This window comes from Dictyobacter formicarum (assembly GCF_016587435.1).
In genome coordinates, this window is record NZ_BNJJ01000002.1 from 589,828 (window position 1) to 603,990 (window position 14,163).

At 49.5% G+C, this 14,163-nt stretch carries 14 protein-coding genes; 6 read left to right on the forward strand and 8 right to left on the reverse strand.

Annotated features, from left to right (window positions below; translation table 11 throughout):
- Positions 1 to 46 precede the first annotated feature (46 nt).
- The 4 genes from JMI88_RS05060 to JMI88_RS05075 all read right to left on the reverse strand — a co-directional run bounded on the left by JMI88_RS05060 (position 47) and on the right by JMI88_RS05075 (position 4,050).
- On the reverse strand, positions 47 to 1,105 hold the full coding sequence (locus JMI88_RS05060; protein ID WP_201360645.1) for an ABC transporter ATP-binding protein: 1,059 nt from the start codon (positions 1,103 to 1,105) through the stop codon (positions 47 to 49).
- A gap of 34 nt (positions 1,106 to 1,139) precedes the next feature.
- Entirely contained in the window at positions 1,140 to 1,958 is an 819-nt protein-coding gene (locus JMI88_RS05065) for an ABC transporter permease (protein WP_201360646.1), read from the reverse strand.
- Between the two features lie 6 nt (positions 1,959 to 1,964).
- Complete coding sequence (locus JMI88_RS05070) at positions 1,965 to 2,759, reverse strand: ABC transporter permease (RefSeq protein WP_201360647.1); 795 nt, start codon at positions 2,757 to 2,759, stop codon at positions 1,965 to 1,967.
- 403 nt (positions 2,760 to 3,162) lie between these two features.
- A complete protein-coding gene (locus tag JMI88_RS05075) occupies positions 3,163 to 4,050 on the reverse strand; it encodes a hypothetical protein (protein WP_201360648.1) in 888 nt (295 codons plus the stop codon).
- Positions 4,051 to 4,825: 775 nt separating this feature from the next.
- On the opposite strand from JMI88_RS05075, the gene JMI88_RS05080 reads away from it, so the two are divergent.
- From JMI88_RS05080 to JMI88_RS05090, 3 genes are all read left to right on the forward strand, one after another.
- Positions 4,826 to 6,919, forward strand: a complete 2,094-nt coding sequence (locus JMI88_RS05080) for a protein kinase domain-containing protein (protein WP_201360649.1) — start codon at positions 4,826 to 4,828, stop codon at positions 6,917 to 6,919.
- Between the two features lie 295 nt (positions 6,920 to 7,214).
- A complete protein-coding gene (locus tag JMI88_RS05085) occupies positions 7,215 to 8,474 on the forward strand; it encodes a sensor histidine kinase (protein WP_201360650.1) in 1,260 nt (419 codons plus the stop codon).
- Between the two features lie 12 nt (positions 8,475 to 8,486).
- A complete protein-coding gene (locus tag JMI88_RS05090; RefSeq protein ID WP_201360651.1) occupies positions 8,487 to 9,092 on the forward strand; it encodes a response regulator transcription factor in 606 nt (201 codons plus the stop codon).
- A 34-nt stretch (positions 9,093 to 9,126) separates the two neighbouring features.
- Here the strand turns inward: JMI88_RS05090 and trxA are convergent, their stop codons facing one another.
- Positions 9,127 to 9,492, reverse strand: coding sequence for a thioredoxin (trxA, locus tag JMI88_RS05095; RefSeq protein ID WP_236022816.1), 366 nt, complete (start codon positions 9,490 to 9,492; stop codon positions 9,127 to 9,129).
- Between the two features lie 132 nt (positions 9,493 to 9,624).
- Here trxA and JMI88_RS05100 point away from each other — a divergent pair, with 132 nt between their 5' ends.
- Positions 9,625 to 10,083 (forward strand): MerR family transcriptional regulator, encoded by a 459-nt coding sequence (locus JMI88_RS05100; protein WP_201360652.1) that lies wholly within the window; start codon positions 9,625 to 9,627, stop codon positions 10,081 to 10,083.
- Here the strand turns inward: JMI88_RS05100 and JMI88_RS05105 are convergent.
- A complete protein-coding gene (locus JMI88_RS05105; protein WP_201360653.1) occupies positions 10,080 to 11,384 on the reverse strand; it encodes an MFS transporter in 1,305 nt (434 codons plus the stop codon). The two genes, JMI88_RS05100 and JMI88_RS05105, sit on opposite strands and share 4 nt — an antisense overlap.
- 120 nt (positions 11,385 to 11,504) lie before the next feature.
- Positions 11,505 to 11,798, reverse strand: coding sequence for a MoaD/ThiS family protein (locus tag JMI88_RS05110; RefSeq protein WP_201360654.1), 294 nt, complete (start codon positions 11,796 to 11,798; stop codon positions 11,505 to 11,507).
- 311 nt (positions 11,799 to 12,109) lie between these two features.
- Between JMI88_RS05110 and JMI88_RS05115 the strand changes: the two genes are divergently transcribed.
- Together JMI88_RS05115 and map are read left to right on the forward strand one after the other, a co-directional pair.
- Positions 12,110 to 12,427 carry a helix-turn-helix domain-containing protein gene (locus JMI88_RS05115; protein ID WP_201360655.1) on the forward strand — a complete coding sequence of 106 codons (318 nt, stop codon included), beginning with the start codon at positions 12,110 to 12,112 and terminating at the stop codon, positions 12,425 to 12,427.
- A 27-nt stretch (positions 12,428 to 12,454) separates the two neighbouring features.
- Positions 12,455 to 13,243, forward strand: coding sequence for a type I methionyl aminopeptidase (map, locus tag JMI88_RS05120; protein WP_201360656.1), 789 nt, complete (start codon positions 12,455 to 12,457; stop codon positions 13,241 to 13,243).
- Positions 13,244 to 13,321: 78 nt separating this feature from the next.
- Here map and JMI88_RS05125 read toward each other — a convergent pair.
- The coding region (locus JMI88_RS05125; RefSeq protein ID WP_201360657.1) for a zinc-binding dehydrogenase at positions 13,322 to 14,163 on the reverse strand (842 nt) is incomplete at its 5' end.

A 14,163-nucleotide genomic window follows, 5' to 3' on the forward strand; every position in this document is an offset into this window, starting at 1 on the left:
TGCGCCAGCTCAGTACAATGGGGAGGGCGTCTTTCAGCTGGATAGATCAGACGGCGATGCTATTATCTGTGAGGAGTAGATTCTCTTCGTAGATGCGTCGAATAACATCCTCAATTTCTGGTTCCTTGAAAGTGACATCGTGCAGGCGATGGCGTGCTCCTAACCATGCCACTAATTCATGCGCCGGCATCGTAGCTCGCCCAAACCTCAATTCAAGTCGTGGCCCATCTAGCTTCTGCACAGACACACCAGATGGAAGTTCAGACAGGATAGGAAGCCCGGACTCATCCCGGGGCAACATTGATAGGACCGCGGTCTCGCCCGCCTCCAGGACAGCGACCAGTGTACGTTGACCACCAAAACGCTCACGGATAGTGTCGACTGTGCCATCATAAAGTTTACGTCCATGGTCAATAATCAGCATACGCGGGCAGAGTGTTTCAATATCATCCATATCGTGTGTGGTAATCAGGACGGTGGTGCCACGTTCCGCATTCAATGATAACAGAAACTCACGAATCCGCGCCTTGGCAACTACATCCAGACCGATGGTAGGCTCGTCAAGATATAATAATTCTGGCTCATGCAATAGAGCTGCTACCAGGTCGCCTCGCATACGCTGCCCTAGAGAAAGCTGGCGCACTGGTGTATCAATAAACTCATCCAGGTCCAGCATCTTACGTAGATGGTTAAGATTCTGCTGGTGGCGCTGTTCTGGTACACGATAGAGGTGACGCAGTAACTGCAATGAGTCCCGCAGCGGCAAATCCCACCACAATTGAGTCCGTTGTCCAAAAACCACACCGATACGGCTCGCCAGTTCACGACGCTGACGAACAGGAAGCAACCCTGCCACGCGTAACCGGCCCGCCGAGGGCATTAAAATGCCAGTCAACATCTTAATTGTGGTACTTTTGCCAGCGCCATTGGGTCCTACCAGGCCAATCATCTCGCCTTGTTGCACCTGCAACATCAGGTCCTGGACAGCCGCTACAGTACGTACCTCAGGGTCGACGATACTACGCATACTTCCCAGCAATCCGGGACGACGTCTGGCGATACGAAATGTTTTGCTTAAGCCTTCGGCTTCAATCATCATTGTCATGGATTATTCCTTTATTTGCTCTATAACAAGCCTGCTAACTACCAGTGCTCTGATAGTGATGCACGCCCACAATCCAGATCCAACCTGCTATCAGCGCAAAGACCAGCGCGGCACAAGGAGAGGCAAAGGCCAGTTCTCGCGGTAAACCAAAGGGTAGTGGTCGATCCAATATATAACAGGTTGGTACGTAAGAGGCGAAAGCCACGGGCACGATAAATAGAAAGAAACGCTGGAGCACTTGATGATAAATCGTTAGTGGATAGCTGAGCATTTCACGAGCCCCGTAGGTCAGAATATTGGTAACCTCGGTGGTCTCGACCGTCCAGAAGCACAATGTAGCTCCCAACAATAAAATTGAAGTGAAGATGACAGTTCCGCTAACGATACTGATGCATAGCACAATCAGCTTGTCAGGGCTCCAATGTAGCGGGGGCAAAAAATGCAATGCCAGCGCAAATGCCAGCACTCCTTGAGTAATACGGCCAAGGCGGCGCAGGCGAAAATCACTACCAATTACCTGGACAAAAGCATTCACGGGGCGCAGCAGTATCCGATCAAATTCGCCACGCACGATCAGCACGGAAAAGTTGTCGATGCCAGCTCCAATCATTTCTGACAGCCCAAAACTCAATGACATGACTGCAGCTAGCATCGCTACTTCGCCCACATGCCAACCTAGCAGCGTCGGAAAGGGAATAAAATACAGCAATAAAGAGAGAAACTCCAGTCCCGTTACACCCAGATATGTAAAGATGTCCAGGAATAAATTCAGCTTGTATTGCGTCTGCGACTTCAATTGGATCAAAATCAGGCGCCGATAGAGCAGGAGATCGCTCCATACATTATGCAGCATCTTTCCTTAACCTCCCTGGGCGACAACGCGATGCTTCGCCACCCCTGTCAAAAGTTGAACTCCGAGCGTCAAAACAAATAGCCAGCCAAGTTGACGTACGACGTCAAATACGAGATCTGTACCTGTAATTTTCCCCAGGAATACTTCAACGGGCAGGTCCATAAAACCATGAAAAGGCAACCAGTCTACGATTCCCCGTAGCCAGGTTGGTAGGAGTGGGATAGGCACGTACATGCCAGTCAGAAACTGAGCAATGGTAATGGCAAACGTCATCATGGCACGCGCCTCAATGATCCAGAAAGCAACTACGTTATAGAGAATGCGATAGGCAATGCCGAGCATGGCACCAACAGGCAAGACCAGGAAAAAGGCTAACCAGGATTGCCAGTTTAATGGGATACCCAGCCCAAATAGCACCATACCTATCACATAGGTAGGCAGGCCTCGAAAGAAGATGTAGTAGACATTACGTCCCATTTCACGGCTAAACCAGTAGAGGTAAAAATCACAAGGCTTGTTCAGATCGGAAACCACATCACCGGTACGAATAGTTTGCATCAAATCATTCCAACTAAAAGGTAGCACAATCATTAAGAGGGCCTGCATCAACCAGGTGTAGCGCAGGGTATCATGTACATCGTAACCGGACACGGCCGGACGAGCATGATACAGCGCAATAATGACATAACTGAAAATAATGGCAAAAAAAACATTGGCGCTCAGGCCTGCCAGGTTGGCCCAACGATAGATGAGCTGGCGTCGAAAAGCCGTACGTGCCACTTCAAAGTAAAACCGTAGCATCACCTTCTCCGTCATCAAAGCTGCGAACAGCAGAACAGACCAGTAACCTGAAAGTCGGCCCTGGTCTATGCTATTTCTACAAATTTTTGACATACACATACGCAGGATGGCGCAAAACCATCCTGTAGAGCAGTTCTTTACCGCTATGCTCTTCCAGCCGTCATACACAATTGGCTTTTGCTCGGTAGCTATTTAACAAATAGTGCAGATTAGTGGCAGGAAAACTCACGGACATGCAGACAACTAAGCAGATGCAGTTGCATAGCATGAATCAAGCTACACGGCACAGAACGGACGGATATTATAGTCGAAAAGCAGATTCCCGTCAACGCTTTTTTGTGTATGTTGCTGCTCGCGAAGCACTACAAACGCAGATGCAACAACAAGGAAAGAGGAGAAAATTTTATTCATCTGTGTCAGAAGGTTCGGTAACTGATGATTGCGCATGTTGATAATCGAGGCCTTGCCAGGTCGAGGACTGCTGCGCGGTGGTATGTTGTGCCGGGTGAGCACGCTCCAGGGGCAGTTGCTGATGATGATAGAGTCGATTCGAAATTAAAGAACTGTTAGCGGTCATCGCGACCTGCATCGCCTCTATCAGATGCTCCAAACGCTCGATGTTTTTGGTAGAATCTTGACTGGCTTGAGCGCCGGCAGAGGTATCTGGTGACAGAGAAGCACTATCTGGCGATGAAGATGCGTGCATGGCCTGCAATTGTTTCAGTAGAACTTGTTCCAGGTCTTTCAATGCAGTCAGTACAGCCTCTTGTAATGCAAACATCCGCTCTTCCAGAGCGTGATCAACTAGCGTCGCCAGTTCTTCCCAGGGGATCTCAGTTTGTACTTCGATAGCATCAAATTGTGGCTGGCCTTCCACCGTGTATTCGGAAAAAAACTCTGCGGATTGAATGGGAGAAGGTAGACGTTGATGGATGATTTGCTCGATGGCTAACAATTGCGCGGCCAGGGAACGCTCTATTGAAGCTTCAAGGCGCTGTTGTTGTTGCTGCTGCTGGGCCTCAAGGCTTTGCTCAACAGATTCGATGAGATGGGCATGTTGCGCCTCAAATTTCTGCAATAAAACCTCACGCGTACGGGCATGTTGATCGTTGAGGCGTAGGGACATTGTATGCAACAAATCACTTTTAACGGTTGCTAGCCGCTGTTCAAGATCGCGTCGCAACGCTTGCAAACGCTGATCAAAGATTAGCTCCAAATCGCGCCGCTGCGTTAAGAGCTTTTGCTCTAGAATAGTGTTTAGCGATTGTAATTCATCTTGCGTAAACGCCATGGATGGTACCATTCCCTTCTCCGCATCCACATATACGTATGGTATGCGTTGTACCTTGTATTGCATGCCACCACTAACGCTGCACAGACAACCAGCAACTACGCTGCCCATCTGATTGTACGCCAGGTTATGCTGTTCCCTTAGTATAGAAACAGCATAACAAGGTGTCAACGTCTCTACATGAACAAGCCCAAGTTGGCTATTCAAGACGCTTGAGGACATTGTAGGGCCACCTTTGGCAAGGGGCTAAATATTTATAAATTCAACATCACATACACATAGCAGTGGTTAATCTGCACATTACAATCTTAAACTGAGGCTTGTATAATGCGTTTAGTAGGAAGGAAACCTCCCTATGAGGCAAGGAAGCCTCAGGTAACAATTCGCAGTAGAAATGTTCCGAAACTTCCTCCTCCAACAAAGTCCCCACTACCTATAAACAACATCAATTATTACAAATCATTTGTTGCTACCTATATTTCCAATATATCTCATACATTGAGCTTTTGGCACAACATTCCCCGATTCTCCTATGCACCGACTATTTTTATTGTTGGTACCTGATTTATCTATTTCTGATAAGAATTCTCACCAGGAAGATCAGCGAGGTGGCTTTTTTACCCCGATCAAGCTTATTTACGATCAGCAGTGGCAAAAGTAAAACCAAATATCTATATCCATGCCTCGCCCCCTTATGCATTCTCTGTAAATCGGATATAATTTCAGATGAGATGATGACACACTCACAATACAGCCGCTCATTCAAAGGAAGCACATGGTGAACGACAAATTATTAGGTAGCCAACTTGGCAGTTATGTCCTCGTGGAGGTATTGGGTCACGGGGCTTTTGGCAGTGTCTACCTGGGTAAGCACTTTCTGCTGGAACACAAGCCTCCAGTGGCGGTCAAGGTACTAAATACTACCTTGAATACGCAGGAGGAAATTGATCGCTTTTTCCAGGAGGCGGTGATTCTTGATAAATTGACCCATCCCAATATTCTTCCCGTAGTCGATGCCAATCTGTACGAGGGCTACCCTTTCTTTGTAGCAGAGTATGCTTCTGGTGGCTCTTTGCGTGATCGCCTGGATGCTCTCAATGGCACTCCCATGCCTTTGATGGATGCGATGCATATTCTGAACCAGGTTGGGCAGGCACTACAGCATGCCCATGATCTGGACATCGTCCATCGGGATTTAAAACCAGCAAACATTTTGTTCAATGCCGATGGTGATGCAGTGCTGGCCGATTTTGGGATTGCGCTTCAGGTCCAGAGAACACGCCGCGTGGATGAAATCGGTACCCCTCCTTATATGTCGCCAGAACAGTTTAAAGGTAAGATTAGTAAAAAAAGTGATCAGTATGCGCTGGGGTGTGTGGCATATGAGCTACTCACGGGACAGCAGTTGTTCGTGGCTGACGACCCTTATACAATTGGCTATAAGCATATCTATGAGCAACCAGTCCTACCCAGTGAGCTGAATCCAAATATTCCGCCTTCAATTGAAGAAGTAATTTTGAAGGCTCTGTCTAAAGAGCGTGATGATCGCTTTGAGAATGTGGCTGATTTTGTAATTGCTTTACGCGAGGCAATAGGACTACCAATTACCGAGAGCACTCCGTTGCCTCCGTTGCAATCACCACCTCCTTCGGTGTCCCCTATCCGAAGAGAGACTCCAGTTAATCGGGGCAATCCGCTACCTGATCCACATCGTACACAGCCCGAAGGCAGTGGTAGTCGTGGGCCGCGCTCGCCTCGTCAACCGGCACAGACGCCAATTGCTAAGCGGGCACAACTGCGTTCACAAACACAGAATGCGAGCGGTAATCCCGCACGTACAACGCTGGCCTGGTCTGTTACTACTGGCCTGGACCATACCTATTATTCAGAACCTGCTGTGCTCAATAGCGTTGTCTATGCGGGAACATATACCACCAACGTTGATAATCCTCATAAAGAGGCTAATCAGTTGCGCGCCCTGGATGCTCTAACCGGAAAACAACTATGGGCGGTGACAACAAACTATGGCATTTATGATGCCCCTGTCATTTCCAATGGGATTGTCTACGTCTGCACGGGCAATATTAATTTACCCGGCGAGGTATATGCTGTGGATGCCATTTCAGGTAAGGTGCGCTGGTCATTTCCAACTGATGAGTTTATTAAGGCGCGGCCAACAGTCGCCAATGATATTGTCTATGCTTATCCAGATCATGGTGTCTACGCTCTGGATGCTTACAGTGGGCGTGAGATATGGGCCGTCACTGTCAAAGCAGGCCTAGCTCATCGCCCTGCTATAGCCAGCGGACACATGTACCTGATCACTGAACGTGGCAGTTGTTATGAGCTGGATGCTCTAACCGGGCAAAAGCTGGAGACGTATGCGGATATGGGAGAGGTCCTTGCGGCCGAGACGACCGTTACCGGCATTAATTGTCTCTGTTTTGCTGAGGGCGAACTCTACGCTATGGATATGCAGAAACAACAACGCATCTGGACCACCCGCCTGGATATTCATATCTCAGGCGACATGATTCTCAAAAACGGCGTTGCCTATGTTGGCTCACACGGAGGCTTTGTCGGTGATTCCGCCAATACGAAGTTACACGCTATCGATACAACCAATGGCCAGATCCTCTGGGTCGCTCACCTGAGATATGAAATTGAATCAGCGCCTGTGATTGCTGATAATAATATCGTTTATGTCAGCACTTTTGGACGCGAACTCTATGCCATCGATAGCCAGAATGGTCACGTTCTCTTTACGTCTAAAGTTGGTAAGGGCCGCATCAACCGTCCAGCTGCCGAACAAGGTATGATCTTTGTTAGTACCGGAGAAATGCATGGCTTGCAAATCAGTAATCCCTGACTTAGAGGAGTGAGTTCAGGATCTGATACATGCCACTGATGTACTCTGAAATCTGGTCCAGAACTATAATACGGGAACGCTTTGCTTCCCATGGGGACAGGTTCCAGAGTACATTCTAAAGCAAGACTGACATTCGATGACCAATAAGAATTCAATGATATACATAATGAATTAGTATTGGTTATAGACGTGGTTTTATTGTAGAATAGGAGCGCATTACTACTTATGAGCTAAACTAAAGAGTATAGGCTTTGTCCAACTGCAGTTGGATAGTAAACAAGAAAGGCGGACAAAGTTGAACTATATTTGGCCTGATGCAACGAAGCCTGCTGGCACATCGTCTCCAACCCAGCGCCTCTCACCATATCTTTTGTGGTCTCTCTGGTTCATCTGGATCTTCTTTTTTATACCAGGCCTACTGGCGCTCTATCAAATACATATGGCCTGGTCTCTACTCATCGTCATCATACCTGGAGTCACCCTTTTCTTTGCTGCTTATCTCTGGGGCACCTGGCGCAGCGTTCAGCATATAGTTGACCAGGCCCCGCAATCCTCAACCCGTCAGCTTAAGTCATGGTTATTGGTTGCGTTGATGAGTGGACTCTGCTTGCTACTTCCAACCCTGATGCAACGTGATCCCGCGGACTGGCTGGATTTCTTTATTCTGACCAGTGCCTATGTTGGCAGCGCCTTTAAGCCTGTACGTGCCTTACAGATTATCCTTGGACTATTGGTGTTGGATGCTCTCCTCGGCCTACTTCTGCATTTTATCTGGACAGATATCGGAAGGTCGATGATTGTTATGCTGTTCGTTGGAGTCGTGGTGATAGGTCTGGTGCGAGCGATTGTAATCAGTCACGAGTTACGAGCTGCTCGCGAGGAGATCGCTCGCCTGGCTGTAATGAACGAGCGGCTACGCATTGCTCGTGACCTGCATGATCTACTGGGACATAATCTCTCTTTGATCACGCTCAAAAGCGAATTGGCTGGTCGCCTGCTGATGGTCGCTCCAGGTCGAGCGGCTGTTGAGATTCAAGACATCGAGCAAGTGGCGCGAACTACACTGCAAGAGGTACGTGAAGCCGTCTCCAACTATCGCCAGCCTACACTTGCCAGTGAGTTAGAGGGCGCACAGGAGATACTGGCTGCTGCGGGCATCAATTATCATTATAGCGGCGATAAAGTCTATCTGGATAGATTGCCTTCTACCAGTGAAACGGTGTTGGCCTGGGCCGTCCGCGAGGGAATTACAAATGTGATCCGCCATGGGCAGGCAAGAAACTGTAGTCTCCAGCTTATACGCGAGGAACAGAACATACTGCTCGAGATTCTCAATGATTGCGGATACGATGCACCAGTGGTTAGCCCAAACACTAATTCTGGTCACGGCTTGCGTGGCCTGGCCGAACGTGTAGAGACATTGGGAGGAACTTTTAGCGCTGGTCTTGAAAGCAACGGGCATTTCCGCCTCTCTATTTCGGTCCCCACAATTCAAAAAACGTCCGGGTCCATCACTGATCCCGGCCATCACTCATCTAACAACGACGAAAGGTAGGAGCAGCGTAGCATGATTCGTGTTCTACTGGCAGAGGATCAAGCCATGGTCCGAGGTGCACTGGCGGCTTTATTGACATTGGAGGGAGATATCGAGATTGTGACAGAAGTTGGGCGGGGAGATGAGGTGGTTGAGGCTGCGAAAATGTCACTACCAGATGTCGCTTTGCTCGATATCGAAATGCCTGGCTGTGATGGCATTGCGGCTGCGGCTGCTCTCCACAAAGAGCTACCCGCCTGCCGCATCTTAATATTAACTACCTTTGGTCGTCCCGGCTACCTGCGCCAGGCCATGCAGAGCGGCGTGGTTGGCTTTTTGCTTAAAGATGCACCTTCCGCCCAACTTGCTACCGCAATCCGTCGCGCCATGAGTGGAGAACGTGTGGTCGACCCAACATTAGCCATGGCCGCTCTAAGCGATGGCCACAATCCACTCACTGATCGCGAACGCCATGTACTGGCAGCAGCCGCCCAGGGAGCCAGCGTGGCTGAAATAGCCACCAGACTCTTTCTCTCTGAGGGCACCGTTCGTAACTACCTTTCCGTTGCTATCCAAAAAATTGGTGCCCACAATCGCATCGAAGCGGCGAGAATAGCCGAACAAAAGGGCTGGCTTTAAACTGCAATAGCACTATGAGAACACAGTCTGCAACTCAAACACAACCATGTTCGGCCAGAGTCTGATCAATAAGGTGCTGCAGACGCCGTGGCTGGGGTCCAATATAGCGAGCGATTTCTCGGCCATTGTGGAATACAATCAAGGTTGGCATTCCTTGCACCCGATAATGTGCAGGGACCTGCGTATGCTGATCGCAATCTAGCCTGGCAAAACGCAATTTACTCGCATACTGCTGGCTGAGTTGCTGGTAGACCGGGTCCAGATTGCGGCACGGGGGACACCACGCCGCCCAGAAGTCCACAATCACGGGCAACGGGGATTGAAGCACCTTCTCTGCAAAATCCTGGTCGCCAACGATAAACAGATTCTCATGTGTGCTGATCACATCATTTACCTGCATAGCTTTTTTCCTTTTTAAGCATTGTCACTATCACGATACTTGCAGCTTTTCTCTCAAAAAGTCTACAATAGCAGAAGTGTACATGTTCAAGTTGACTTGAAGTCAAGCCTACATTGAGGAATATTTTTCAGCATGGAAGAACTGACTATCAGCCAGGTCGCTAAAAAGGTCGGGCTGCGCCCATCTGCAATTCGCTATTATGAGAGCATCAATGTCTTGCCAGCGCCACGCCGGATCAGTGGACAGCGGCGCTATGATCCAGCGGTATTAGATCACCTGGCCTTCATTCAGGTAGCACAGAAATTGGGATTTTCGCTAACCGAGATCCAGTTTCTTTTTGAGCAGCGAGGGGAGGAGACGCCGCTGGCAGATTACTGGCAAACCGTGGCCCGCCAGAAGCTGGTTGAAGTCGATGCGCTGATACAGCAGGCCACGCATATCAAACATATGCTGGTCCAGGGGCTGCGCTGCAACTGTCCCAATCTATCGGATTGTATCAATTGTGTGCTCACAAATTGTCATGCATCAACCCAACAGTCGGGACAGCTTCGATTAAATGTGCTCCACCCCGGCGGTCATGCAGAACCTTAACTGGTTGCGCTGACCTTGACTTTAAACAGACTGGGGACCAGGGCGGCGATAATCAGAGTAGAAACCATACAGGCAACGCCACCACTGATCACGGAGAACTGTGTTGTCGTTAAACCGGCCACCAGGCCAGACTCAAATTGCCCGAGCATCGGACCACCAACCACGAACATCGCCATTACTGCTCCCATACGGCCGCGAAACTCATCGGGGGTCGTCAATTGCACCAGCAGGTGGCGCAATACCATACTGACCATGTCGGCAGCACCTGCACCAGCCAGTAGCAGGGCGGACAACCATAGTGGTCCAGGGGCAACACCAAATAGGATGATGCAAATTCCCCAACCTATGATCGCCAGGACAACTCCCATTCCCTGACGCGTAATACGGCTGATCTTACCGGTCAACGGTGTCAGCGCTATGGCACCAAAAGAAATCGAGCCGAGTAAGATACCCAGACCCTGCGGTCCGACATGCAAAATATCACTGGCGTAGACAGGCAGAAGCGCTTTTGGCGAACCAAAGAGAGTAGCAAAGAAATCCAACGAGAGGACTGCTAGCAGGAGCGGGTGAGTGCGCAAAAAGTGAATACCATCTCGCATACCACTCCAACCAGCCTGGGCACGTTTCTCCAGCGGAATACGTGGAACAACCATTAATAGCAATGAGCCGATGACGATACAATAGGAAAAGACATCTAACCAGTACGTGTTAACGACTCCGATCTGGGCAATAGCCAGTCCGCCCAGTGTGGAACCACCAATCATCGTTACCTGCATCATAACGGTGTTGAGCGAGACTGCATTTGTCATCTGCTCAGGTGGCACCAGCGAAGGAATCATCGATTGTCGCGAGGGGAATTCAAAGGCCGAAACGGTGGCGGAAATCAGCACAACGCCACAAAAAATAGCGATATTAATGATTTTGAAGGCGGTAGAGAGCGCCAGAATGGCAGAAGTTGTCGCCAGGATCACCTCGACAATCAGTAATAGTTTGCGGCGATCAAAAGTATCGGCCAGCACTCCACCAAGCAGTGAAAAAATCAGGCGTGGAATTGCCTGCAACAGACCAATAATGCCCAGCATGACTGCCGAATGCGTCAGTTGATAGACCTGCCAGGAAACGGCTACTACCTGCATCTGGGTGCCCGTAGAAGAAAGCAACTCGCCCCAAAAAAAGAGAGCGAAATTGCGATTGCGCAATACGCTCCATTGACCTGGGACTTTGTTAACTGCAACAGTATCAACGGGATAGGCATCAACTGTAGACTGAGGCTTTACAGCTTTTTGTGATTTGAGTCTCATTGAAAATCCCAACTCTAGCCAGAAAAATACAACCATAGAAAATACTTATTAAGTATACCATGGGCATTCTTCATTTTGAGCCTTTAAAACCACAATGAGTTTTTATCGAAGTAGGGTAAATCAGGCATTGAAAGTTGTCGGCAAGACAATTACTTCTTGTCCCGGACTCAATACTGTTTTAAGGCCTTCATCTCCGCTGATGAGTTGATTATTCACAAAAATTCTCACGTGTTCACGGATGGCCCCTTGCTCAGTACAGAGCCGTTCCCAGACCAGAGGATGCTCTTTATGCAAAGCGTTCAACAGTTGCTCAACCGTTTCTGCTTCAACTGTAATCTGGCTCTTGCCTCCGCTATAGGCACTTAATGTGGAGGGTAGGCGCAGGGTTGCGGTCACCTTTGCTGAATCGCTCATAGACACCCCTTTAAACAGTTCTAACAATAGCTTTTTTGGTGATATTTACATACAAAAAGCACAGATATATACACATGCGCTCTCTGGCTTGGTGCAAGTATACGAGCAAGCGCCCCAGATTGCAAGCCTCCAACGAAATAAACGAAAAGTACCTAAAAATTACACCAGCTACACTGGTTGTACCTTCAAGGCTCCGCCTGCGATCTGTTACTAATGTATGGACAAACCTATACATTGTATTGACATGCCACAACAATGTTTGCTATACTGAATACAGAAAAAGTCGAACTGATAAAATTGAGGTGCTGATCATGACCATTTCTTGCAAACTACGCCTGATGCTGGCTAAAGCAAATGTTGAGCGGGCCAGACTGGGTGAACCTGCGTTGAGTTTGCGTCGACTTGCCGATGAGAGCGGAGTATCATTAAGTGTGCTCGCAGCTTTACACACGGGAAAGAGCCAGCGTATAGACTATACGACGATTGATCATCTCCTCACTTACTTTAGCCGCTATTTTCGGGTCACAACCGATGATCTTCTAAACTGGGAGTTCTCATCAGAGCGCGAGACATCACTGCAATATCCAGAATATGGCAGAGATACTACTCAGAAATCGTCGTATGCATGACCGTTTTACATGTAAAAAGAGGATATTATGGCAGTTCTACTCAAATCTCGTAAAGAGATTGATAAATTACGCGAAGCCGGGCGCCTGGTGGCCCAGACATTTGAAGTGCTACGTCCCTACGTAAAACCGGGGACGACCACGGCCGAATTGGACAAGATTGCCGAGGACTATATTCGTAGCCACAATGCCATTCCAATATATAAAGGGTATGGCGCACATCCCGGTGGCAATGGCCGCCCCGCTATTCCACCTTTTCCTGGCACGATTTGTGCTTCGGTCAACGAAGTTATCTGCCATGGTATTCCCAGCGAGAAACAGGTGCTGCAGGATGGGGATATCATCGGCGTTGATATCGGCGTGGTCCTCAATGGCTGGGTCGGTGATTCCTGCATGACCTATGCTGTTGGCAACGTTGACGAAGAATCCCAGCGCTTGATGGAAGTGACACGCAAATGTATGGAACTGGGTATTGAACAGGCTCGCCACGGCAATCACCTGGGCGATATCGGCGCAGCTATCCAAACCTATGCAGAGTCCCATGGCTTTTCGGTCGTCCGCGACCTGGTAGGGCATGGCGTAGGCCGTTCACTACACGAAGATCCCAATGTGCCTCACTTTGGTCGTCCCGGCACCAGAATGCGTATCCAGAAAGGCATGGTCTTCACTATTGAGCCAATGATCAACGTTGGCACCCATGAAGCCGAAACTCTGGCGGACCACTGGACTATCGTTACCGCTGACCGCAAGCGCTCAGCCCAGTACGAACACAGCCTGGCCATCACCGATGGCGCCCCTGAACTGTTAACCGTACTCTAAACATACGTTCGCGCAGCCCTCCGTTATAGAGAACCTTGGGCTGCGCTCCATCAGAACACCGGAGATAAACTATAAACGTTATTCCCAGACAATCGCGACTTTGCCGGTCTTGCCACCATCAAAGGTCTCATAGGCTTCGCGTGCCTGCTCTAGTGTAAAGCGATGGGTGACCATCACATCGGGATGCAGGTTCCAGCGCACCAGATGCTCGACCAGTTCTTCCATCTGCTGGATACTACAGACCCAGGAACCAAAGAGGCTGAGTTGTTTATGGATCAGTAGCGGGCTAGGCGCAAAGGAGACGGTGCCTCCCTCTCCCACATAGACGACACGCCCCCATTCACGGGCGGCCTCTAGACAGAGGTGGCGCGCATCTGCATTGCCGGAACAATCGATGGCGACCTCGAATCCTTCATCATTGGTTTTAGCCTGCAGTTGGTCTAGCACTTCATGTCCCTCTTGAGGGCCAACCACTTCTTCAATGCCTAATTTCTGGGCCAGTGCCCGACGCTCGGATACATACTCCACGCCGACAACGCGCGCGCCCATCGCCTGGCAGAGCAGGGCAACGCCCAACCCTACAGGTCCAAGTCCAGTTACGAGCACAGCATCCCGACCCGATACTCCAGCACGCACGCAGGCCGCATAAGCCGTACCTACTCCACAGGCGACCATGGCCCCATCCAGATATGTCAGTTCATCGGGCAGAGCTACCAGAGTACGTTCTTCGGCCAACAAAAACTCGGCATGTCCACCATTGCGCTGCCAACCATAAGCGGCCCGTCCATTTTGCTCCTGAGTACAACTAATCATCCAGCCACTACGACAATTGTGACAGACTCCGCAACCGGCAATATGATAGAGCACCACCCGGTCGCCTGCCTTAAAGCGCTGGACGCCCGGCCCTACCTGCTCAATGA

Coding starts and splice junctions, on each gene's coding strand:
- JMI88_RS05060 (WP_201360645.1), bottom strand. CDS start 1,105: ATGACAATGATGATTGAAGCCGAAGGCTTAAGCAAAACATTTCGTATC.
- JMI88_RS05065 (WP_201360646.1), bottom strand. CDS start 1,958: ATGCTGCATAATGTATGGAGCGATCTCCTGCTCTATCGGCGCCTGATT.
- JMI88_RS05070 (WP_201360647.1), bottom strand. CDS start 2,759: ATGCTACGGTTTTACTTTGAAGTGGCACGTACGGCTTTTCGACGCCAG.
- JMI88_RS05075 (WP_201360648.1), bottom strand. CDS start 4,050: ATGGCGTTTACGCAAGATGAATTACAATCGCTAAACACTATTCTAGAG.
- JMI88_RS05080 (WP_201360649.1), top strand. CDS start 4,826: ATGGTGAACGACAAATTATTAGGTAGCCAACTTGGCAGTTATGTCCTC.
- JMI88_RS05090 (WP_201360651.1), top strand. CDS start 8,487: ATGATTCGTGTTCTACTGGCAGAGGATCAAGCCATGGTCCGAGGTGCA.
- trxA (WP_236022816.1), bottom strand. CDS start 9,492: ATGCAGGTAAATGATGTGATCAGCACACATGAGAATCTGTTTATCGTT.
- JMI88_RS05100 (WP_201360652.1), top strand. CDS start 9,625: ATGGAAGAACTGACTATCAGCCAGGTCGCTAAAAAGGTCGGGCTGCGC.
- JMI88_RS05105 (WP_201360653.1), bottom strand. CDS start 11,384: ATGAGACTCAAATCACAAAAAGCTGTAAAGCCTCAGTCTACAGTTGAT.
- JMI88_RS05110 (WP_201360654.1), bottom strand. CDS start 11,798: ATGAGCGATTCAGCAAAGGTGACCGCAACCCTGCGCCTACCCTCCACA.
- JMI88_RS05115 (WP_201360655.1), top strand. CDS start 12,110: ATGACCATTTCTTGCAAACTACGCCTGATGCTGGCTAAAGCAAATGTT.
- map (WP_201360656.1), top strand. CDS start 12,455: ATGGCAGTTCTACTCAAATCTCGTAAAGAGATTGATAAATTACGCGAA.